The organism is Vibrio galatheae, assembly GCF_000967545.1.
Taxonomy (GTDB): domain Bacteria; phylum Pseudomonadota; class Gammaproteobacteria; order Enterobacterales; family Vibrionaceae; genus Vibrio; species Vibrio galatheae.
Genome location: NZ_JXXV01000038.1, coordinates 1 through 23143 on the forward strand (window position 1 = coordinate 1; position 23143 = coordinate 23143).

Sequence of the window (23143 nt, forward strand, 5' to 3'; positions counted from 1 at the left end):
TTTAAGTCTACCGTTACAAATGGGCTAACCCCGATAGACAGGATTATGAGATATCTGATCAAACTCCTTTGTCTGAAGAGGTACCTCAGAACTACTAGATCAAGACATAGCGGTTTCAAGAGCAAAATTACAGTCTCGATCTTCGGCTAAGAAAATTGAAACCATCTCTATGAATCACACAGATGAATGGCGTACACCTAGAAAGTTAGCTACATTTCGTGGCAAATAACGTTACCACTTGCGTTTTTCAGGTCGGTCCCACTCCACCAACTTTCACCTTGCTCGAAATGAACATATTGAACAGAGTTTATTACCGAACCGCCTGCACTTTCAGAGTCTTTAGTCTCAGAAGTAAAATATTTGCTGTAAACAAAACCCTTATCCAGTACACATGCGTCGTAACTATCTATTTCGCGGCTGTTTTTCTCATGAGGTTTTGGCAGGTCATTGTCCTTTATCGGCCCACCGCATTCCTGAACCACTTCCATTAATTCAGTATTAGTCGGTAACCTTCCTCCTGAATCAGAGCATATCTGAGATGCTTTCCAGCCATGAGCCAGCAGATAACATTTATTATCGCGCTCTACCTCTCCTCGATTTTTTATACACACTTCCTTTGATGGCGTTATGAAAGGAAGCTGGGCAACCTTTGCCTTTGCATTGCGCGTTTTCAGCTCTCGCTTTTGGGACTCAAATAACCGATCTTCACCCTTGTATAAATACTGCTTTTTAATGTAATACACGTCATCAAAGTTGTACTCCACCTCCCCTTTATACAAAGTTCTGTAATAACGCGATACATAACTCTTGCACCATCCATTAGGATCACACGATTGTATAGGGATCTCTATAGCACCACTACGAAGGCTTGTTAAAGCTATTAGTTGTTCATCTTTTATATAAGTGTCATCTTCTTTTTTATACAAGTAGATATTCTTGTACCTCCAAACAGGAGGAACATGAACCACCTCATCCGGTATAACTTTCCACATTCGTTCTGAAGGGATTTCAATATTGTTTCGTTGTCCGTCCATCACGTAATAACGTACAGTAAACATGTGTTCAATCTTATTTGCTGATTCCCCGTATAAAGCCGTTCCCGGGGGTAGTTCGCTTTTATCATGCGCTTCATTTAAAAACCAACGCTCAGCGTAAAAACCACCTGAAAGATAACGTTGAGCTCCCATAAAATCCACACCACTACAAGCTACAATCAGGGGGAATAAACAAAATAATGTTATTTCTTTCATTCAGCAGTACCGTTTTCCGTTGATTGATTTAAACTGTTTTCTCGCGCTGCACCATAGTTCTCAGTGCCATGGCCTAGCATACTCCATGTATTTGGATTCAAGGCATTCAAAGGTTTACTTACGTAGTCCCCTTCATTTTGCTGAATATCTCGTTTTGGTTCTAACACATTGAACTTTTCCGCTACACTACTTTCCGACATAGGTGCTCCATAACTCTTATAAGTATTGTTTGTATTTGCACCCCTAGCACTAATCAGATTCCCTTGAGAATGCATATGGATTGTTTTTCCTGAGCTATTATCTTGCAATGTTTCTATCTGTTTACTAATACCCGTTTGCATTCCAAACATATTGCCAAATTTATCCACGCCGGATTCCACCAAGTCATTGATAAATCCATGAGTCGGGTTGTACCAAATTGTGCTTCTATCACTCCCTGTGACATTTTTTGCACCCTCTTCAGCTTCTGACTCGGTATTCATCATGCCATTAACATAAACATGATTACCTACACCTTCAATCACTCTATGCCTATTGTCCTCTGCACCAAACAGCACGGGTAACTGTGCAATCATTCCTCCGTGATTTTTATCGCTTGGTATAATACCTCCTGTAAAATCACTTAGTGTATTTAGTACTGTACCTATGGTATTCTCAACAACGTTTCCACCTTTAGACGCAGGAACATTCTGAGCTGTTTTTTGTATGTTATCTCCGAACTCATCCATTTCTTTTCCGATCTGCGCCCTTCCATCTTCGATCAGCAGACGGTGATCAACAGTTACATCAAAGTCCCCCTGCTTACGGTCAACTGTGAACAGGTCCTTTTCTGTATGTTCGGTGTCGCGATTGAGGGAAGTGATGTCGTCAGAGTTTTCTGAGTCCACAATAGTCAAATTACCTTGACCTATTGTCGCTAGTGTCTTGGACTTGCTGTAACCAGATGTATTTTTGTACTGTATCGATGTTGAGTTATTGGTTGAATCTATCTCTCCGCCATTGATACCCACGCTTGAACTGACCCCCATACTACGATTTTGGTTGTAGCTGGTGTTAGATAGGTCAGCGTAGGTCAAAGAATCTGTGGTGAGGTTGAGTTTGCCGCTATCATTACCTTGCTCATCAATGGTAGCAATGAACGCGCCTTTCACGTCGGTATTGTTAGCCACATTAATATTGGCTGTACCATCCGAAGTTAGGTTAGTAACCACGGTTTGCTTAGTTCTTGTTCGTCCACTGGAAGCATTGACTCCGCCACTGGCTCCCGTTACCTCTGAAGCCGCACCATCACTCAGAGACAGGCCTCCACTGATGCCCATGCCTTTTTGACTCGAACTATGGCGGTCTTGTACAGAGGCGACATTCAAATCACCGCCGACATCGACAATCAAACTGTCATTCGCAGCAACGTTCGCGCCTTTAATGTTGGTGTCTTGGTTGGACGTTATCTTGATATTGTCAGCGTTCAAACGACTGTTGTTATGCGTAACGGAAGATGAAGTACTCTGGTTGCGGTCAAAGCTGGCATTGAGGTTAATTCCAGTAGATGCACCATAAACGGTCATGGATGCGCCGATTTTTCCCGATTGAGTCTCAGACTTACTGTTTTGAGTATCTTGTGAAGCTGTGATGTTGACTTCATTCGCCGCTATTTCAATGCTGTCGTTAGCCGCTACGGTAGAGCCACTAATGTTGGCTTGGTTACCTTGGCTTTCGCCAGCGCGAACTATTACGTTTTGTCCGCTCAATTGCGAACCGACTGACGTCGTCTGTTGTGAACTTGCCTTAGTCTTACTCGCTTCTATATCTAAGTGTAAGCCTGCATTAAAGCCATAAGTCCCCGTACTTTGCGCCGCTGCTACCGTTTGTTGAACTAACAATGTCGTCTTGGATACAACATCCTCAGTCGCTAGCGCAACTCCCGCGATGTACCAAGACTCGTCACTTTTCACTTCAGAGATAAGATCTTGAAGCTCTCCCACATCCTCAAATAACACTCCTGGCTTTTTAGCTTTGTACTCTTGTTCTAACGTTGCTAGTGTCGCCTCTAAAGAATCAAGGTTCTTTTGGTACTGCTTAAAGTCCGCTTTCGCTTGTTTGAGTTTTTTCGTCGCTTTTTTCAGTGCTAAAGCCGCTTTCGCCACTTCAACAGCTTGATGTTGAACGACGATACTAGCTTCCGCTTTGCCATGAATTTCTTCACGTTGCTCGCTTAGCGTATCGACCGCTTCTTTAATCGTGACGTCTTCTTCCGCCGTTAAACTCAAATCACCTTGATTATTTCCATCACTATCTGAAGCCAGCGTTGAGCCCTCAACAAGTATGGATGACTCCGCGTTGACCACGAGATCATTCTGAGCACTCACCACACTCCCTTTGTGATTCAACGCATCGCTTTGTTGTTTAACTTTGTCGTACGTCGCTTCACCTAGAGATATTTTGATTTGGCCATCTTCAACGCTCGCGCCATCCAAACCATCGCCTAAACTGATAGAGAGCTTCTCTTCGCTTTCAAACGTTTTCGTTGTTTCTTTAGCGGCTAGAATTTCAACATCACCCGTATCGGCCGTTAGGCTAACATTGTTGCCAGCATTGACTTCAGAGCCAACCACTTTGATAGAGCCACCGTTAACAGCAAGGCTACCACCTGATTGAATCGAACTTGATTGAGCCGCGGAGGTTTCTTGCCCTTTACGTTTTTTCTCCATCTCAAAGAGATTGCCGCCACTGAGGAACGACATCTTTTCATCCCATTGTTGGGTCTGTTTCAAAACATCTCCGGCAGCAATCAAGACATCCTCAACAGCATTGAGGTTTAAATCGCCACCACTGGTCACTTCACTGGCAATGACACCAATGTCTTTACCCGCAACAATCGCTGTATTTCCAGAGTTAATCAGGAAGCTGCTGTTAAGCAAGGTCGAATCGCTAGCCGTTCCGCTATTTCGGCCACTGAGCCCCCCAAAACCTTTCTTCACGGTTTCATGGCGTTCAAACTCTTTATAGCTTTGGGCTGCGAGGTTGACATCGCCATCGGCAGAAAGAGTCACTTCATTGTTGGCATTAAGTTCTGAGCCGATGATGTTGATATCACTGTCACCTCCGGCAGTGATCGCCGCCGCTAGGTTTTGTGCTTTGATGCGAATATCTTGACCTGCATCTATTGCACTGCCTTTCACTAGTTCACGATACGTTTCATTCGTAGTGGTTGAGCTACGTCCGAAGGATTTCTTACTGACGGTTTGGTCAAAGTGATATTGGCTGTCGTTTACAGCCAATACAGAAACATCTCCTTTGGCGCTGATGTCGATACTAGTTTCCGCGGTCACATCACTACCTTTGACTAGCAAATCATTACCGGCCTTAAGTGATATGTTTTTGCCTTCTATATTTGAACCCTGATGTACGGTACTTTGATCAGTAATAATGCCACTGCGATGAGTTGTGGACTGATAAGATTCATTTAGCTCAGCCTCCAAATTTAAATTCTTGCCCGCATCAATCTCTACCTCCCCCTCTGCGATGACGTTTGTTGCAACCATTTGTACATTCTGACCAGCATTGATAGACAGGTTATTACCTGTCTGTAGCGATGAGGAAACATGGTTAATGGTTTGATCGACTTTTCTTCCATCGATTGTCTTAGCGTCTATACGGGTTCGGTCTTCGATTGTCGTCACAGTAACATTTCGTTTTGCTCCGAGTGCCATATCTGAGCCTGACGATACATCTGCTGCGATATTTTTGATATCTCGCCCAGCATAAATGGTTAAGCTGCCTACAGCATCTATCTTGGAAGGGCTTTTGATATTCGTAGTGGTAACGGCAGCACTATTTTGGTTAACCAGCTTTCCGTTAGCATCCATATTGGTTTGATCGAATAAGGTTTCGTTAATCACATCTCCCGCGACACTGGTAATGACGATATCTTTACCTCCAATTTGACCACTTTGGTTCCAAATATCATCTTTCGCCAAAAGAGTCAGATTACCCTTTGCTTGAAGACTTCCTGCAGTGTTAAAAATCGCAGACTCGCTTACCAATTCCATTGAGCTATCTGATGTGATATCACCATTATTTTCTATCGCGCCCGACTCAATAAGCAGTTCACCGCCAGACACTATTGCGCCGTGCGTAAAGCTACGATCATTGGCTCGCGCGATATAAAGCTTAGGAGCAAGCACCAATCGGCCGTTGATTTTGACTTCTTCGTACCAAATCATGTCGTCTGTTAGGTTTGCAATTTGATCGCTGGTTAATGCAATGCCGACATTCAAATCCAGTGTTTTTTGCTGTTCGCCTGCTGCATCTATTAACTGTTTCATCTGTGCTAAGTCGCTACCAACAGATTGATTTAGATAGCGTTGTCCTGTTTGTTCGAAAATAGCTTGGATGATCATACTCGTATCATAATAAGCGTCACCGAGAAACGTTATCTTTTGTTCTGGAGAAAAACTAACGCTATCTTGAAAATAATCTGACCCTAAAAACTGTCCCATGTCGGTCACCAACGGGTTCGTTTCAATTACATAGCTACTTTTCGGATCATGACTGAAGAAAAACAGCCCATTAGGATTGGCTGGTAGACGAAATGCAGGGAATGAGACGCTGTTGTTCACTATAGCGTCAATATTTTCAGCGCTTATCCTCTCACTTAATCCGATTTGCTCAGTTGGACCTGACACAGAGATAGAGCCCCCATCTACTAATGCCTTATCTGTCGTGTTTAGTAAAACATTGCCATTATTAATGCTTGATGCTCCAGCATAAGCTTTTTTCACCGAGTTATTGAATTGTGAGTTCGCTTTAATGGTTAAAACGTTTTTGGCTTGAATGGTCGAGCTATAACTCGCAGTTGATGAGCTTTCTGTTCGATTTCCAGTTCGAGTATACAAGCGGTCGAATGTTACAGACGAAGGCGGGTTCTGCGATGTTCCTGTATAATGCCTCATTAAAAAACCACTATCGGAGTAGTAAGTCGCTAGATATTTGACGAGCGAGTCAACATATCCTTGATTTTTAACAGTTCTGGCATCAATAGTTAGGTCGCCGTTGCTCGCCATTAACGAAGCTTTATTGGTAACATCTTGCGAAGATATTTCCATGTTGCCACCCGAAATTAAACGTGAGCTCTCACCTTCGGCGACAATTTGAACGCGATCTGTTCGGTAATGAATGTCGCGAGCACTGGCACTATATGCGTAGTTGCAACCTCCGCCACCACCATGACCAACACCTTGTCCACCTCCGCCCGAAGAAGCGTAGCATGAAGTTTGTGAGGCGGATGACTCTGTGGTAAACGAAGATGGAGCAGACTTGTGAGTTGTGCTGCTAGAACTTGAGGAAATACGCAAGCGTGTGTTATCCAGCGTATTCATTGTCACTGTCAGGTTTCCACCCGACTCAATGTTCCCTGAGCGATTGTGAAGATGGCTGTTATTATTCCTGCTTATTTCTGTAATAGTTAGGTGGCGCCCGGTTAGCAGATCGGCTTGCTGATTGAGCAGTTTAGACGTCAATCTAATTTGCGCATCTCGCCCCGCATAGACTAGGCCATAGTTGTATAAATAGCTGTTGCTCTCGATTGAAAGATCATTTGCCGCTACAAGTGACCCTTTATTTGTCATAGAGCTCACATCCAGACCAAAGTTTTCCAACGCTTGCAGTTTACCATCATTTACCAATGCAGCAGACTGGATATAAGTGTTGTCACCTGAAACAATACCATTAGTGTGGTTGCTGGTGTTTCCTGTTGTTAGGATACTGACTGTATTTCCCGCGGAAATTTGTGAGCGATTATCTAGGCTTGCCGCCTCAACACGTAGATCGCGCCCTGCAAGCAGTTTATGCTCGCTTGTTAACGCCCCATCAACACTCAGCGTTAAATCATTCCCAGCCTGAAGAGTGCTATTAAAATCAACGTTGTTAGCGGTAATATCAAGGTTGTTAAGTGCGGTGAGCGAACCATTGTCGACTAACGTATCGACGTTGAGCACCAAATCACTGTTGGTATACAGAGCACCTTGGCTATCCAGGCTATTTGCTGTTAAATGAATCGCGTCCTGTGCCGTTAAGCTTCCAGATTTCATAACAGCGATGCTGCCAAAGCTTTCAACGTCAACACTACCTAGGCTTTTAATGTTACCCGAAAGATTTAGTTCATCAGCATTCAATCTAACTTCTCTTTTCGCAGCCAATTCACCCTGTATATTGGCGTACTCAGCTGTGAGAGAAAGATCGTGATAAGCAACTAGCTCCCCCTGAGTTGTGATGCTATCCGCATTTATGGTAAAGTCAGACTCAGCTTGACTAAAGCCCTTGTGTAACAATGAATTGCCTTCAATTTTTATATCCTTTTTTGCATAAAGATTTCCAGCTTGTTCAATATCCTGCCCCGTCAACACCAGATTTCCTAATGATGAAACCTGTCCTTCAATTTCTATGCTATCTGCATTCAAATCAATCAAATCACCAGCAACAATATCGCCTTTCTGCACCATTGTTTGGGACATGATCTTAACTTCATTGCCACTCTCAACGCGCCCCGATAACGCTAAGTTTTCTGATCGCAACTCAATATTATCATTCGCTTTTAAAACACCATTTGTACTAACCTGGCCACCTTCTATCTCGATTGCACCAACTGACGCAATATAACCATCAAAATCTAAGTGCCCCCCTTCAATGTCTAATACTTGGCCTGCTGACAATTGACTCTGACTATCGGCGACTAAAGATTCGCTTGCCAGAAAAGTAAGATTTCCTGCAGACGCAACCTCCCCAGATAATTCCGCTTGATCTGCTGAGATAGAAATCACTTCCTGAGCGATTATTTTTCCTGTTGATTCTAGTTGCTTCATTTTTAAAGCAACTTGCTTAGACTGGATAGAACCGCTAATAGACGCTTGTTCCGTTTGTACACTGACACTCTCTGCGGAGGTAAGTCGCCCATTGTGTATAAGTGCTCTGGATGTAATATCAATATTATCGGTAGCCGTGATCTGAGCATCTTGTGCGAGAGTCAATGAATCAGTAGCCCTAATATCTGCACTGCCTGTACTGAAATCACTGTCTAATACTAAACGGCTCGCTGTCGCATCCAAATTGTTAGCAATGATATTGCCACCACCTTCAACATGAATATCTTTTCCCGATATAAGCAGTTGATTATTGGCAAGTATCTGCCCATAGTTAGTTAGCAGTTCTAACTTATCCATTTTTGTAGTTTGGCTAACTAGTTCACTGTCAGTCTTAATCTCAACAGCGCTAACATCAAAGGCAAGTGTATTGGCTTGTAAGCTCGACTCATTCACCAGTACGCTATCACTTCGTATTGAAAGATCGTCACCAGCTACAACTGTCGCATTGCTGACCAGAACCGAATCCCCTAGGTAGTCGATGCTATCAGCCGCGCTATGCTGACCTAGTAAGGTAATGCTATCTTGAGAGGAGAGTTCAACACTATTCGAGCTGCTAGAATTGCCAAGTGTAATTTTTCCTTCCGCAGTGAGAGTAATATCTCCATGCGAAGATGCTAGGTTACTTAAGTTAACCCCAACCCCACTTTCAGTCGCAACCAGAGAAATTTTGCCTGCATACATCCCTCCAAGCATTGAGGAGTCTATAGCAAGGTGAGGCGATTTTTCATCACTACCCATTTTTATTTGGGTTATTTCATTGGTCTTGTAAGCGACTTTGTTGGTACCAGCCACAACCGTGAGGTCATTGGCATGAATTTCAGCATTAAGCTCTAGCGTTCTAGCAAGGATATCGAAATAGGTTTGGTTTGTGGCATCTAGCCCCAGCCCTTCAATCGTCACGCTCCCTTCTGCGACATCAAACCCTGACATTTCTCCATTCGTCACTTCAGGCAAGCCGGTTGAAAGCGTCACTCTCGGCGTGTTTATAAAGCCACACCCATCACACGTAATGCCGTAAGGGTTGGCTAGAATCACGTTAGCCTGCTGCCCAAACACCTCGGTATAACCCTCTAATTGGCTGCGATTAGCCCCCGTCACTTCATTGAGAATAACGCTCGCTGCCTTCCCTTTTAGGTTGGGGTTATTTTGCAATATGCCGCCCAATTGAGATTGAGCAAGCTGAGCAGTCGAGTTGTTGAGAATCAGGCCAGAGGGGTCGACATTAAACTTTTGATATTTGTTGTGCGACAGACCTTTGCTGTTGGGCGTGGCAATATTAACCACTTCGACACCATTCCCAGCGGATGTTTTGCCTGTATTGCCGGAGTTTTTATCAATGACGACATTAGCAAACACAGGCTGTAGAGTAATAACACTACACAGTCCGTATGTTAGGCACACCTGCCCTAGCGTAAGTTTTTTATTCATTTAGCCAACCGGTTGTAATTATAGTTTGATGTCGATTCTGTAATAGACGACATAGTCGTCATTTTGTAATCGTGAAGGAGCAGCGATGGGCACTCCGAGCCCCAAAGCCGTCGACATGTAGTTTTGCGAAGTTTTTATGCTCAGACTGCTGCCCATTAACGAGCCTCGTTCATACTGATCAGCGACATCTTTCGCGATACTGCCAGTATCTAACGCGAGTTGAGCATAAGCCGAACCAAGCAGTGGCCACTGCCCAATGTTATAAGTCAAGTCATTGCGCCAGTAATAACCCTCATCCCCAGAGAGGGAAGCCCCCTTAAAGCCTCGTACTGAGTACTCACCACCAATGCTGATTCGTTCACTGCCGTATAAGGTGTCATTTGACCATTGCCCGAATAAGGTCGACGTCCAAGTCAACTGCGGTGTGATGGGGTAGGTATAACTGCCCGTCAGCGTCCCTTTATTAAACTCAGCTTTGGCAAGACGAGGATCATTGGATTGGTTTTCTTCTCCTCCGAACCAATCCGCGCCAAACGAAAAACTCGGTAAGAGCGTAAAAAATCCGTTCGCCAGTCGCGTGCTGTGTTCCCATGAAAAAGTAAGAGAAGATAAATTACGTGAGCTTGCATCCAATAGATTGCCGAGGATGTAGTTTTTTTCTCTGCGATGGCTCAGCGTTGCTTTTAATGCTGACTTACTGCTGCTGTCTCGGTAAAACAGCCACTTGGCATCCAAATAGTGGCTATTGGTTTTACCTGTCGAAACGAAAATAAACCCCTGATTTTCAAAGGTCGTTTTATACGTGCTGTAGGAGGTTCGATAGCCCACGTTCCAGAAGCCAACCGGAACATCAACAGCTAAGTACAGGCTATCGGAGGCTTTTGAATCAACAAATGCCGCACTTTTCGTCGCTGACATTGTCCATTGGTCTAACAATTGAAGGACATTTTCCCCTGTAACATTCAACGCGATCTGCTCTTCACCAGTCGATTTTTGACCACTGTTGTTCAGCCCTAATCCGAGGCTACCGAGCTTCCCCACTGACGTTTGCAAATCAATCAGCGAATAGCCCGGCTTTGACGATGGCAACAATTTGATCGTTGCATTGTAGCGAGATAAGCGATTAATTTGATCGAGACCCTGCTCTATTTCTCTCAAATTTAATACGCTGTCAGCGATTGCCGGAAACGCCATATTCAGCCATGGATGAACTTCGCCGTTCCATAGTACTTTTTCAACTTTTCCTTCAAGTACCACTATCTTCAGCGTACCACTGGAAAGATCTTGAGGTGTCATAAAAGCACGAGACGTCACATAACCCGATTCAATGTAGTGATTAGTGATGACACGTAAATACTCATTAATCTCAGCCACCCCGACACAGGCCGGAGTAAACTGAATCAACGCCAATAATTCAGCGTCAGAAAAGATATGGTTCCCTTGAAACTCGATGACATCAACGTCAAAACACATATCAGGGACGTCACCGGATGAGTCAGGTAAAACGGGGAGTGGTTGAAGTTGTTGCACAGACTCTTTGGCCTGTTCAAGTTGCTCTAATCTTTGGGCTTGCTCGCGCTCTTGCTCAATACGTGTGGTTGGAGAAGCTGCATTAATAGGTGCAGCGACAACAACAGAAATAGACAGCGTCCATACCGCACCGAGTGAAGCTGCAAATCGCCCACACTGGATGAAATCCATTCTGTAAACCTTTATGCCATTTGACGTTATTTTTATGCTTCTCATACGAGAAATGTCTTATGTTCGACATTAATACAAGAAATCACCCTCTTCATTTGACAACCAAAAAAGTACAGTAAAACTCAATCAAATTAGTTCATGCGAGACACTTCAAGTAACCTGAAGCGTGATTCTTATCTCATTGATGAGGTTGATAATTTAACGCCAACTTGTATAGATAATCGTCTATGTATTCTCTGATGTGCAGTTGTAAGTGGAGGGAGTCAATGTCAATGACACTTGTCGGAATACAAGTGTAAAGCTTTCATACCAATTCAGATCAGAAACCTGCTTATGATAACGTTCTTGAAAAACTTAGATAAAAAGTAAAAAGATAAGGTTGAACGAATTACAAAGTTTAACTTTCACGAGCTTTCTGTTCATCAATAGAATACAGAATTAACTGCATGCATAACTAACTCATGGGTTGATGGAATATTTATATACAGTATGTAAACCATCAGACAGCCACTTCCGTGAAGAAAGAGATCATACTGCAACAAATAAATATAAATTAGCACTTAGTAATGTGACACTTGGTATTACTTAATATAAAAACTCACCTCACCAGAAAAATACTAATAACCATAATATATTTAACGCTATCAATATCATTAAAGATAACAAGGTAATTTAAACAACCAATATGCATCTTTGCACTCATCACTTCCCACATTAAAAACAAGGATAATTTAAAGTAATTTTGACTAATTGACATAGCCGAGTAATTATTCTTATATGTAACTCGTGGAAATCCCCCCTTATAACTAAAACGTAGTTCGCTAGCTGGTACCATAATGGAAAACGATAAGAAAAGCTCGATGCTAAAGAAGCTTATACATATATTCAACTCATCAAAAGACGGCCTGTGGTATATGGGTTCAGATGAACATGTCAATTTTTACAACACAAAGTTCTATGAACAGTTTAATATACCTTTAACGGATTCTTTATTAGAACATTGGGTGGCACTTATTCATCCTCAAGATCAGAAGATTTTCACCAATAGGCTTTCCAGTCATAAATGTGGTAATGAATCTGTCATCAACTCAGAGTATCGTGTTCAGACTCGCTCTGGTCGTTATATTTGGATTGAAGCTACAGGAATTATTGTCGATGATGGTAATGAGAAATATATGGTAGGTTGCCATAGAGACATCTCAGAGAGAAACCTACTCAATGACTACTTGTCATATGTTGCCTATCATGATGATGAAACAGGCTTATACAACAAACAGAAATGGCTAAATGATATAAAGAACTCACCTCAGAATGGGACGAGCTTTCTATTTTCCTTGCGGAATGTAAATCGCTATTGCAAAGAGTGGAATGGTCAGGTCCTTAAAGATGTGGCATCATCGCTGGTACACTGGTTTGACTCAAAGTTATCCGAGCCTGACATATATCGTCTGTCAAAAGAGACTTTTTTAATACGTTCAGACACAAAAGTGTCAACCAGTATAATTAATGATATTACTCGTATAGCAGCAGAGTCAATTTCAAAGAGTCCATATTTAGATATTGCTATCCTGACTAGTGACATTGCTATTGGAGTGATTCATGAAATAGAATTCAGTAATGTTGATGCATTTAATTTAGTCACTAAAGTTTTAGATTATGCACATGAAAAAGGCGGCATTGCTATTTATGAAAACGAAGTGAAACATGCGGTAGAAAGACATTTCCTTATTCATGACTCACTCGCTGAAGCTATATCAAACCAAGACCTATCGATTGTGGTTCAACCCATTATTGACACTAGAACAAATTCTATAATAAGTTTTGAAGCATTAGTTAGATGGCAACATCCTAAATTAGGAAATATTTATCCTAACGAATTTATTCCTATCGCAGAAGAACGAGACTTAATAGCCCCACTAAGCTATTTAGTGCTTCAGAAAGCATGTCGTTTTTTAAAGAAACTAGAAATTAAAGACGCCCAATATAGTAGAGCCAAAATTAATATCAACATATCGGCCCTCCAATTATATGATAGAAGCTTCTCAGATCGAGCACTTGATATAGCAAAAAATGAGAACATACCTCCACAACGAATCACCTTTGAGATAACGGAGTCACACATACTTGATGATAGTGACACGGGTTCCCTCGCAGCAAAAGAACTTCACAATCAAGGCTTTAATCTATCCCTAGATGACTTTGGTTCTGGCTATAGCTCGATAACTAGTATCTTCAGGTTACCCATTCAACAATTAAAACTAGACAGAAGCTTAATACACGACTCCCTAACACATAATACCTGTGGGGATTTAATTTCCTATCTAGTACAGCACTGTATCAACAATAATATAGAACTGGTTGCTGAAGGTATTGAGAACAATGAAACCTTAGCACATTTAAAAAGTCTTGGAGCATATATACTGCAAGGCTATGGTTTACACAAGCCAAGCCCTCCAGAATTATGGATTTAACATGTCGTCTAGATACATTACATATCTTATATTATCGGAAAACTTATGGAAGAAATAGTTTTTAATGAGAGTAATAAAAACAAGTCATTTGTTATAAAGTTTGCAATGGCCTGCACCCTACTGGTTTCTATATCTATAGTTGTAGCTCTTAATATAATATTTACTAATCCGATAGAAAATATTCTTAGCGAAAACTATGGTTATATATTTGAATTCTTAGTGCTAGTCCTACTTATAGTTATATTTTCGATAATTCAAGTAACACCTCTGAATAGAAAGAACTACCTAACGATTTCTATTGGGTTAATCATATGGATTATTTCCTGCACCATAGATTTTATGGACGAGATATTCTATCAGCCCCTTTGGCTATCAGTATGGGGAGAAGATCTCCTCCGCTCCATTGGCATGATTATTTGCATTGTAGGATTACATCGATTGGTAAAAAGCGTAAAGCGCTACATAAGCGAAATTAAACGACTTGCCATCTATGATGACCTGACCGATCTGCCGAATAGACGTTTTTTCAAAGAAGTCTTATCTCGCTATGAGAACATGCGCTTAACCATGATTATTATAGATTTAGACCATTTTAAAAGTGTCAATGACACTTATGGACATGAAAAGGGGGATACTGTTCTGAGAGCATTTGGCAAATTACTTTCAAGTATGAACTTGCCTAATTCGATGTCGGCTAGGCTGGGTGGGGAAGAGTTTGCTGTGTTCATCGAAACACATGATCGCACTCTCATCGACAATTATATCTCTCAACTTTTAGTAAGGAGTCGTTCCATCTCAATATCTAAAGATCAACACCTGACAGTCAGTGCTGGCATTTCACTCAAGACAGAGAAAGAATCAGCACACCATGCGATGAAACGTGCAGATAGTGCTTTGTATATTGCCAAAGGTAACGGACGAAATCGCTACGAATGGTCGAGTGAGTAGCCAAGCGACATTCACAAATACGTTTATCTGCGCAAGCGTTTAGCCGCCCCACTCAATCTTACCCTTTAAATACAGTCACACTGAGTTTACCCAGTAGGATAAGCTCAGTGTGATGTCAATTAATATGCTAGCTAAAGCTAGGTCTAATCATGCAATTTAGCGCCCTTAAAGACTTTGTCGACACGCTTTTTCTCTCCACACATAGCTATACCGACCAATGGCAAGGCGTCGGTTGAGTATTGGCTTACCGTTTCGCGATTGGCCTCGTCATGGCCAGATTCGAACATATCTTGGATAAAAACCGCGACCTCTGATTGTTCTCGATTGGCTCTTTGAATAAACGTTGCCAACTTTTCTCTGGTCGCTTTTAGTACCACTATAGGTTGTACGCAAAGGGACAAATACTCACAACCTGAAGCATCTCGATAACGATCTCCAGTATTCACTATTGGAGAGGCCGTAACGCCACCCGATAGAAAGCTCACAACATTGAGCTTTTGCCAGTTGGCTAAATCTTCTGCGACAACAATGACAAATTTAGTATCAAACTGCATAGCATCCCCTCATACATAATTACACTTCCGAATTGGATAACGTTAGTGTAAGAAGTGTGTGAGGTTGAAAATAGAATGAAATTGCTAACATACTGACGCAGGATCAATTAAGGAAAAAACTATAGCGGTAAAGCAATTACTCGCTCAAAACCCAATCTACTTGTCCACTGAACTACCATACTGGCGGATACTCGTGCCGAGATTTTTCTTTGCCTGGTACATGGCTTCATCCGCATAGCGTATCAAGGCAACGGGATCGTGACTGTCATAAGGGTAGATAGACACACCGATACTGACATCAACATTTAACATCCGAGACTCTGTCTTAAATGGAAAGCAAAATTCATTCGATAACTTAGTCACTAAGGTATTGAGGTGCTCTTTATTCGAAACGCCATTAATGACCGCAAGAAACTCATCACCACCAATTCGAGCTACCAAATCCGACTGTCTCAATGAGTGCGTTAACCGCTTAGCAATGTTTGCCAAAACAATATCGCCCTCACTGTGCCCATAGCGGTCATTGATATCTTTAAAGTCATCAATATCAATAAAGATCAATCCAACCATATGTTCTTGTTCATCGGCTTGCTGGAAGATTTCTCTTAGCTTTGTATCGAGGACACGTCGGTTAGGCAGTTGTGTTAACGGATCCAAATTCGCCAGTTCTAAACTTTCTAACTCTTTCTCTTTTCTATCAGAAATGTCCCTGACGATGCTCAAGATATAACTTTGCTGGTTTAACTCAACGTACGACACACTGACTTCTGTCGGAAAAATCGTGCCATCTTTTTTCTGCAGTACCGACTCGTAAACATTACTCTCTCGGCGTTTGATACTTTCAATTTTATCTTTCCAGTTGAGTTGAGTGACATACTGTGGGTTGATGTCAGAAACGGTCATGGATAAGAGTTCTTCTTTACTGTATCCAAGCATCTCATAGGCGGGTTTGTTGGAATTCAATATTTGACCAAATCTCGGATCGACAATATAGATAGCATCATTGGATTGATCGACCAGCTTATTGAGCAAGACTTCGGCCGCGTACAACTTCTTTATCGAGGTTAAATCAACCAACTGGGAGATATACCGAACCACACGATCATTTTCATCTGGCTGGGCAACAACATTCAACTGGGCGTAAACCGTATGTCCACGTTTATGTTTGTAACGTTTTTCGATTTGCACAGGCTCAAATGGGGGTTGATTGAGTTGCTGACGAATACGTTCGTTCAATTGAAGATCTTGATGATGAGTGATAACAACGTTGCTGGCGTATATTTCATCGCCGTCATAGCCCAACATTTTTTTCAACGCAGGATTAACGTACTCTAAGTTACCGTCGGGGTAGGTAAAAATGGTCGGGACAGGGGTCACTTCGAACAAGCGATAAATGGAGTCTTTTAATCGTTGATCATCATTATTATTCATTCTTGACGTTACCAACTTTGATAATGCTGACTATGTAACATAGATAATAGCATTCATCTTGAGTATGCATACATACTCATTAATCAGTAAATTGTCTGTTGTGTGACACTGTCAATACGGATGATTACCGCATCAGGCCGCCAATATTCCAGTTCGCAGTCCATCAACTCGCCATCTTGTTTATAGTTCACTCGACATATTTTTAGTACTGGCTGGCCTTGTGCTAAGTTGAGGGCCTTGGCTACGTGCGCTGGAGCGGAAGTAGGAATGACATCAAATCGCGAACGTTGGGTTTGGTAACCGTATTTTTCACGATAAATGGTCGTCAATGATAACGTTAGTTTTTCTGCCAAAATATCGGCAAACAAGTCTGCTTTGAGTACGTTTTCAACAAACAATACCGCGCGACCATCAATAAAGCGCAGCCGTTCAATGATATGAATCGGCGTAATTTGCTCTATCGCCAATGCATGAGCATATTCACCTGCGGCCATTTCACTGCGCACTCTTACTAACTTTGTTTCAGCGATACGATGCTGCTCACGAATCATTTGATGAAAATGGCTGCGCGAAAGAGGGTTGTAGCAAACTCTTTCCGGTGACACATACCAGCCTCGCCGTTCTTCTCTATAAATTAATCCCTCCGTTTCCAGAGAAACCAAGGCATCTTTAATAGTGATGCGAGTGGTCGCAAATAGCTCACTTAATTCGCGTTCAGAGGGGAGCTTCTGTCCCTGAGACAAAATGCCTGTATCAATTTGCTCCCTAAGGCTGTGTTTAATTTTTCCAAGTTGGGTGCCAAATTGACTCGTTGCTGTACTCATGACTGATCTAGTCCATGAATGGGTTTGTGACCAATTTAAGGTGCGTAAGTAACAGAAATATGACATCCCGTAACTTGGTTAAAGCGTCACCATATGAAATAAAACTGCCATCTAACTACCTAAAAAGTGTCAAATTAGTTGCGCTCAATCGTCACAATCTCGGCCTAGGATAAATTTTGAACTTACTGACCTAGTCCAGAAGGATAGAGACAATGAAAACTTTACTAAGTAGCACAACTCTCGTACCCGCGGCACTGCTCGCGACAGCATTATCTTCGCCAGCAATGGCAAAAGATGCCGACCTTGAATCACTGATAAAAGCAGCCCAAAAAGAGGGGCAAGTATACAGTGTGGGCATGCCAGACAGTTGGGCCAACTGGAAAGATACTTGGGTGGATTTAAAATCAAACTACGGTTTACAACACCAAGATACCGACATGAGCTCGGCGCAAGAAATTGCGAAATTTGAGGCAGAAAAGAAAAATGCCACCGCCGACATTGGTGATGTGGGCTTTGCCTTTGCCCGTGTCGCAGTGAAAAAAGGGGTGACTCAACCCTACAAACCAAGTACCTGGAACGACATTCCTGACTGGGCAAAAGACAAAGATGGTCACTGGGCGCTGGCCTACACGGGCACCATTTCTTTTATTTCAAATAACAATCTGGTGAAAAATGCACCTAAGTCATGGGATGACTTACTTAAAGGTGATTACAAAGTCACCGTGGGTGATGTTGGCGTTGCCGCGCAAGCAAACAATGCTGTATTGGCGGCGGCGTTCGCTAATGGTGGTAATGAGTCTAACCTTAAGCCTGCACTGAAATTTTTTGCAGAACTTGCTAAACAAGGTCGACTATCGTTTACCGACCCAAATATCGCTAATCTAGAAAAAGGCGAAGTGGAAGTGGCAATCATGTGGGATTTCAATGCACTGAACTACCGCGACAAAATTGACCGTGACCGATTCACGGTTAACATTCCACAAGACGGCTCGGTTATTTCAGGTTACACCACCATCATCAATAAATACGCCCAGAACCCCAATGCCGCAAAACTTGCTCGCGAGTATATTTTCAGTGACCAAGGCCAAATTAACCTTGCACAAGGTTACGCGCGCCCAATCCGTACCAGTATTACGCTGCCAAAATCGGTGCAAGATAAGCTAATTGCCAATGACCAATACAGCAACGTTCACCCTGTCACAGACTTTGCTGCATGGGAAAAATCGGCGCGTAAACTGCCACGCCAATGGCAAGAAAGCGTATTAATCCACCAGCAATAAGGTCTGCACTATGAGCAATAAGGTCATCCTTGTTGTTCTAGACGGACTGAACTATCAGGTAGCCCGTGATTGCATGGGCTACCTTAACGGTCTTCTTGAACAACAGCGCGCATCACTCTATCAAGTAGAGTGTCAACTGCCATCGATGTCGCGTCCACTGTATGAATGCATTTTAACCGGGGTACGCCCTGTCGACAGCGGTATAGTCAATAATAATGTCGTCCGCCTTTCTAATCAGTCTTCAATTTTTAGTTTGGCAGCATCTCAAGGCAAGGTGACATCAGCCGCTGCTTATCATTGGATCAGCGAACTCTACAACCGTGCGCCTTACCATCCCGTCCTAGATCGCTTTACCAACGATGAAACAATGAATATTCAACATGGCTGCTTTTATCATTGGGATCACTACCCAGATGAAGCGCTGTTTCTAGATGCAGAATATCTACGTCGTACTTATCACCCCGACTTCTTGCTCATCCATCCGATGAACATTGATGACATGGGTCATAAGTATGGCTTGGACTCGCGTCAATATCGCAATTGTGCGCGTGGCGCCGATATCATTCTTTCCAACTATATCGAGCAATGGCGTCGTGATGGCTATCAAATCATGATCACCAGTGACCATGGCATGAACAACGACCTATCTCATGGTGGCATTTTAGCCGAAGAGCGAGAAGTGCCTTTGTTTGTGATTGGCGATAAATTTACTCACCATGCATGTCAGGTAGAGCAAACAGAAATCTGTGGCAACGTGTGTCAGCTTCTAAACCTTGAACACTCGAAGCCTTACACTCAGGAACTGTTAGCGCTATGAACGAATCCGTTGTATCAAAAAAATCACACGACTCGAACAGCACGATCACCAATACCACCCTGCCGTGGTTAACTCGCATTAAGCCCGCATTGTGGCTGCTGCCTTTTGCGCTGTTCTTTTATCTGTTTCAGCTTGCTCCTATGATTTGGGTCGTGATCAATAGCTTTGTCTACTATGATCAAATCACGCTCGATAATTACCTCGACGTTTTTGATTCCGCCTTTATGATGCAAGCATTTGGCAACAGCTTATGGCTCTCATTTTGGTCAAGTATTTTCGGTATTTCAGTCGCAGCGGTACTGGTTTCTTCCCTTCGCCGCGTTGACAGTAAACTGCGAGACGGTGTGATTGCGTTTACCAACATGAGTAGCAACTTTGCTGGGGTTCCGTTGTCATTTGCCTTCATCATTATCTTGGGCACCAATGGCGCGGTAACATTGCTGCTCAAGCAATACGGCTTATTGGGTGATTTCGATTTATACGGAAAGTGGGGCTTGCTAGCGATTTACATCTACTTCCAAATTCCGCTCGCCGTTTTGTTGCTTTACCCTGCCTTCGATGCGTTGAGTGACGATTGGCAGGCTGCTGCTTCTCTGCTTGGCGCCAACACACGCCAATACTGGGTAAAAGTTGCCCTTCCCGTCCTATCTCCAGCTCTGTTTGGCACTTTTATCATACTGATTGCCAACGCAATTGGCGCCTATGCGAGTGTCTACGCACTGACTTCAGGCAACTACAATCTCATCACCATTCGTATTGCCAGTCTGGTATCGGGAGATTTGTTCCTTGAGCCTAACCTAGCCGCCGCCATTTCGGTTGTTCTGATGGGACTACTGGCCTTCATTACTCTAATTAACCAATGGCTGATTGCGAAAAGCTACGCTGGCAAAAAAGGGAGCAGCTAAACGATGCAAGAAATTAACTCTCGATGGCACCAAACCGTGGTGTATTCAATCGTCGGCGTGATGCTGATTCCAATTTTCGCCACCTTAGTCTACTCATTGTCTTCACGCTGGGGAGCGACCATCCTACCTGATGGTTTTACTGTCAAATGGTATACTGAGCTGCTAACAGATCCGCGCTTTTTACACGCTTTTGGCCGCTCGTTGTTTATCTGTATCGCGTCACTAATACTCAGCGTGATCCTTGTTCTTCCCGCGATTTTCGTCGTGTTTTATTACTTCCCAAAACTCGACAAACTGATGAACGTGTTCATTCTTCTGCCATTCGCCGTACCACCTGTCGTGTCATCGGTCGGTTTATTGCAATTGTATGCTGATAGCTCGATTGCTTTAATCGGCACCCCATGGATTTTGATTGGCACCTATTTCACTATCGCCCTGCCATTTATGTATCGGGCCATAGCCAACAGCTTTGAAGCCATTAATCTGCATGACTTGATGGACGCCGCCCATCTATTGGGTGCAAGCAGCAGTAAAGCGTTTTTACTCGTCATTCTACCAAATTTACGTAAGGGGTTGATGGCATCTTTGTTCCTTTCGTTCTCGTTCCTATTAGGTGAATTTGTCTTTGCCAATATCTTGGTTGGTACACGGTATGAAACCTTACAAATTTACCTCTACAACATGCGTCAAACCAGCGGTCACTTTACCTCGGCTCTGGTTATGACCTACTTCCTGTTTATTTTTATATTGACTTGGTTGGCAAGTCGTTTCAGCCAAGGAGTTAAATCATGAGTTATGTAACGGTCAAAAAGCTGGCAAAACGTTTTGCGGACAACAGCGTATTTGCAGATATTGATTTCACCATTCAACAAGGTGAATTCATTACCCTTTTAGGCCCAAGTGGTTGTGGCAAATCCACCCTACTACGCAGTTTGGCAGGGTTAACCCCAGTCGACAGTGGCGAGATTTGGGTTAATGGTGAGAATATCACCCATCAAATTGCGCAGAAACGAGGCATTGGTATGGTGTTTCAATCCTATGCGCTGTTTCCAAATATGACCGTTGCTGGCAATATTGCTTTCGGTTTAAAGATGAAAAAAATTAATGCCGATGTCATACAAAGAGAAATCGCGCAAGTCATCGAGCTGGTTGACCTCAAAGGCAAAGAGCAACACTATCCCCACCAACTTTCCGGAGGCCAACGGCAACGTGTCGCCCTTGCACGTGCATTAGTAGTTAAGCCACGTATTTTGCTGCTCGATGAGCCCCTTTCGGCGCTGGATGCCAAGATCCGTAAGCACTTACGTCAGCAGATCCGCGAAATTCAAACAGAGCTCAACTTGACCACGATTTTTGTCACTCACGATCAAGAAGAAGCGATGATCATGTCTGACCGTATTTTTCTGATGAACCAAGGTTCAATCGTGCAAGCGGGCACACCAGAAGAGATTTATACCCAGCCAGCGGATGAATTTGTTGCCGGGTTTATGGGCCATTACAATCTGATTGAAGCAAGCCAAGCCAAGCAGCTATTCAATATGGATACCGAATGGAAAGTGGCGATACGTCCTGAATCAATTTACGTAAAAGAACAAGGACGCCAATATGAACCCCACATTTCAGCACCTCTAGTCGGCACGATAAAAAACCACCAATTACTGGGCAATGTGATTCGCTACCAAGTGAAGGTCGATGAGTGTCAGTTCACGGTAGACTTACTCAACCGATCATCAGAGCGTTTACGCGCCAATGGCAGCCAGTTGGAGTTGCTATTTAACTTAAATGAAATACAACCAGTGAGAGCCTAAGCATGCCTAAACCCCTTTATGTGTTTGATATGGATGACACCCTAATCAATGGCGACTGCGCAATGATTTGGAACGAGTTTCTGGTTGAGAAAGGCATTGCGACTTCGCCATATTTTATTGAAGAAGATCAGCGTCTTATGGATCTCTACGCTCAAGGTAAACTGGATATGCAAGATTACCTCAACTTCTGTATGGCACCACTTTGCAACTTGTCAGTTGAACAAGTAAAAGACTTGGCACAAGAGTGCGTCGAACGGCACATCCTAAGCAAACAGTTTAAGCAATCGCAAATTTTGATTGAACAGCTCGCTCGCGACGATATTGATATGGTGATCATCTCTGCCAGTGTCACCTTTTTAGTTGAAGCAGTTGGTCTTAAGTTGGGAATACCGACCGTCCTAGGTATTGATTTAGTTGAGAAAGAGAACGGCTATTCGGCTCAAATTCTTGGCATTCCCAGCTATCGCGAAGGCAAAGTAACGCGGCTAAAAGCTTGGCTAGATGCTCAAGCCAACCGCTATTCGACATTGCACTTTTATACTGACTCTATCAATGACCTGCCGCTGTGCGAATATGCAGACTACACCTATCTCGTCAATCCATGTCCTCGTTTGAAAGCTCAGGCCAAACAGACAAACTGGACGATACTCAGTTGGGATTAATCACTGAGGTTTTGCTTAACCAAATTGGTAAAGTTTGATTCCCTCCAAGGGCAGCGCGCGCTGTCCTTTTCTCACTGACGGCAACAGACACAAAATCAGAAAAATCCCCTCCGCTTTCCGTCACTTGACGTTATTTATTCAACT

General features: G+C 43.0%; 14 protein-coding genes. 8 read left to right on the forward strand and 6 right to left on the reverse strand.

The window, feature by feature from the left end; all coding sequences use genetic code 11:
• Positions 1-209: 209 nt before the first annotated feature.
• From TW81_RS17975 to TW81_RS17985, 3 genes are read right to left on the reverse strand one after another with little or no spacing between them, the layout of a single operon-like run.
• The gene (locus TW81_RS17975) at positions 210-1250 is read right to left on the reverse strand and encodes a hypothetical protein (RefSeq protein WP_045957125.1); all 1041 of its coding nucleotides are present in this window, start codon (positions 1248-1250) and stop codon (positions 210-212) included.
• Positions 1247-9598 (reverse strand): two-partner secretion domain-containing protein, encoded by an 8352-nt coding sequence (locus TW81_RS17980; RefSeq protein WP_084715961.1) that lies wholly within the window; start codon positions 9596-9598, stop codon positions 1247-1249. The genes TW81_RS17975 and TW81_RS17980 overlap by 4 nt, the downstream gene beginning before the upstream one ends.
• 18 nt (positions 9599-9616) lie before the next feature.
• On the reverse strand, positions 9617-11299 hold the full coding sequence (locus TW81_RS17985) for a ShlB/FhaC/HecB family hemolysin secretion/activation protein (protein WP_045957126.1): 1683 nt from the start codon (positions 11297-11299) through the stop codon (positions 9617-9619).
• A gap of 836 nt (positions 11300-12135) precedes the next feature.
• Between TW81_RS17985 and TW81_RS17995 the strand changes: the two genes are divergently transcribed.
• Both TW81_RS17995 and TW81_RS18000 read left to right on the forward strand, forming a co-directional pair.
• Complete coding sequence (locus tag TW81_RS17995) at positions 12136-13770, forward strand: EAL domain-containing protein (RefSeq protein ID WP_045957128.1); 1635 nt, start codon at positions 12136-12138, stop codon at positions 13768-13770.
• Between the two features lie 45 nt (positions 13771-13815).
• A complete protein-coding gene (locus tag TW81_RS18000; RefSeq protein WP_045957129.1) occupies positions 13816-14718 on the forward strand; it encodes a GGDEF domain-containing protein in 903 nt (300 codons plus the stop codon).
• Between the two features lie 143 nt (positions 14719-14861).
• Here the strand turns inward: TW81_RS18000 and TW81_RS18005 are convergent, their stop codons facing one another.
• The 3 genes from TW81_RS18005 to TW81_RS18015 form a co-directional block, all read right to left on the reverse strand.
• Positions 14862-15272, reverse strand: coding sequence for a DUF2000 family protein (locus TW81_RS18005; RefSeq protein ID WP_045957130.1), 411 nt, complete (start codon positions 15270-15272; stop codon positions 14862-14864).
• A 156-nt stretch (positions 15273-15428) separates the two neighbouring features.
• The gene (locus TW81_RS18010; RefSeq protein WP_045957131.1) at positions 15429-16703 is read right to left on the reverse strand and encodes a sensor domain-containing protein; all 1275 of its coding nucleotides are present in this window, start codon (positions 16701-16703) and stop codon (positions 15429-15431) included.
• A gap of 83 nt (positions 16704-16786) precedes the next feature.
• Complete coding sequence (locus tag TW81_RS18015) at positions 16787-17527, reverse strand: UTRA domain-containing protein (RefSeq protein WP_045957132.1); 741 nt, start codon at positions 17525-17527, stop codon at positions 16787-16789.
• A 212-nt stretch (positions 17528-17739) separates the two neighbouring features.
• On the opposite strand from TW81_RS18015, the gene TW81_RS18020 reads away from it, so the two are divergent.
• The 6 genes from TW81_RS18020 to TW81_RS18045 are packed head-to-tail and all read left to right on the forward strand — an operon-like array spanning position 17740 to position 22999.
• The gene (locus tag TW81_RS18020; protein WP_045957133.1) at positions 17740-18807 is read left to right on the forward strand and encodes an ABC transporter substrate-binding protein; all 1068 of its coding nucleotides are present in this window, start codon (positions 17740-17742) and stop codon (positions 18805-18807) included.
• Positions 18808-18817: 10 nt separating this feature from the next.
• Positions 18818-19624 carry an alkaline phosphatase family protein gene (locus TW81_RS18025; protein ID WP_045957134.1) on the forward strand — a complete coding sequence of 269 codons (807 nt, stop codon included), beginning with the start codon at positions 18818-18820 and terminating at the stop codon, positions 19622-19624.
• Positions 19621-20529, forward strand: coding sequence for an ABC transporter permease (locus tag TW81_RS18030; RefSeq protein WP_045957135.1), 909 nt, complete (start codon positions 19621-19623; stop codon positions 20527-20529). The genes TW81_RS18025 and TW81_RS18030 overlap by 4 nt, the downstream gene beginning before the upstream one ends.
• 3 nt (positions 20530-20532) lie before the next feature.
• A complete protein-coding gene (locus tag TW81_RS18035) occupies positions 20533-21321 on the forward strand; it encodes an ABC transporter permease (RefSeq protein WP_045957136.1) in 789 nt (262 codons plus the stop codon).
• A complete protein-coding gene (locus TW81_RS18040) occupies positions 21318-22337 on the forward strand; it encodes an ABC transporter ATP-binding protein (RefSeq protein ID WP_045957137.1) in 1020 nt (339 codons plus the stop codon). Before TW81_RS18035 ends, TW81_RS18040 begins: the two co-directional genes overlap by 4 nt.
• A 2-nt stretch (positions 22338-22339) precedes the next feature.
• On the forward strand, positions 22340-22999 hold the full coding sequence (locus TW81_RS18045; RefSeq protein WP_045957138.1) for an HAD family hydrolase: 660 nt from the start codon (positions 22340-22342) through the stop codon (positions 22997-22999).
• The last annotated feature ends 144 nt before the right edge of the window (positions 23000-23143 follow it).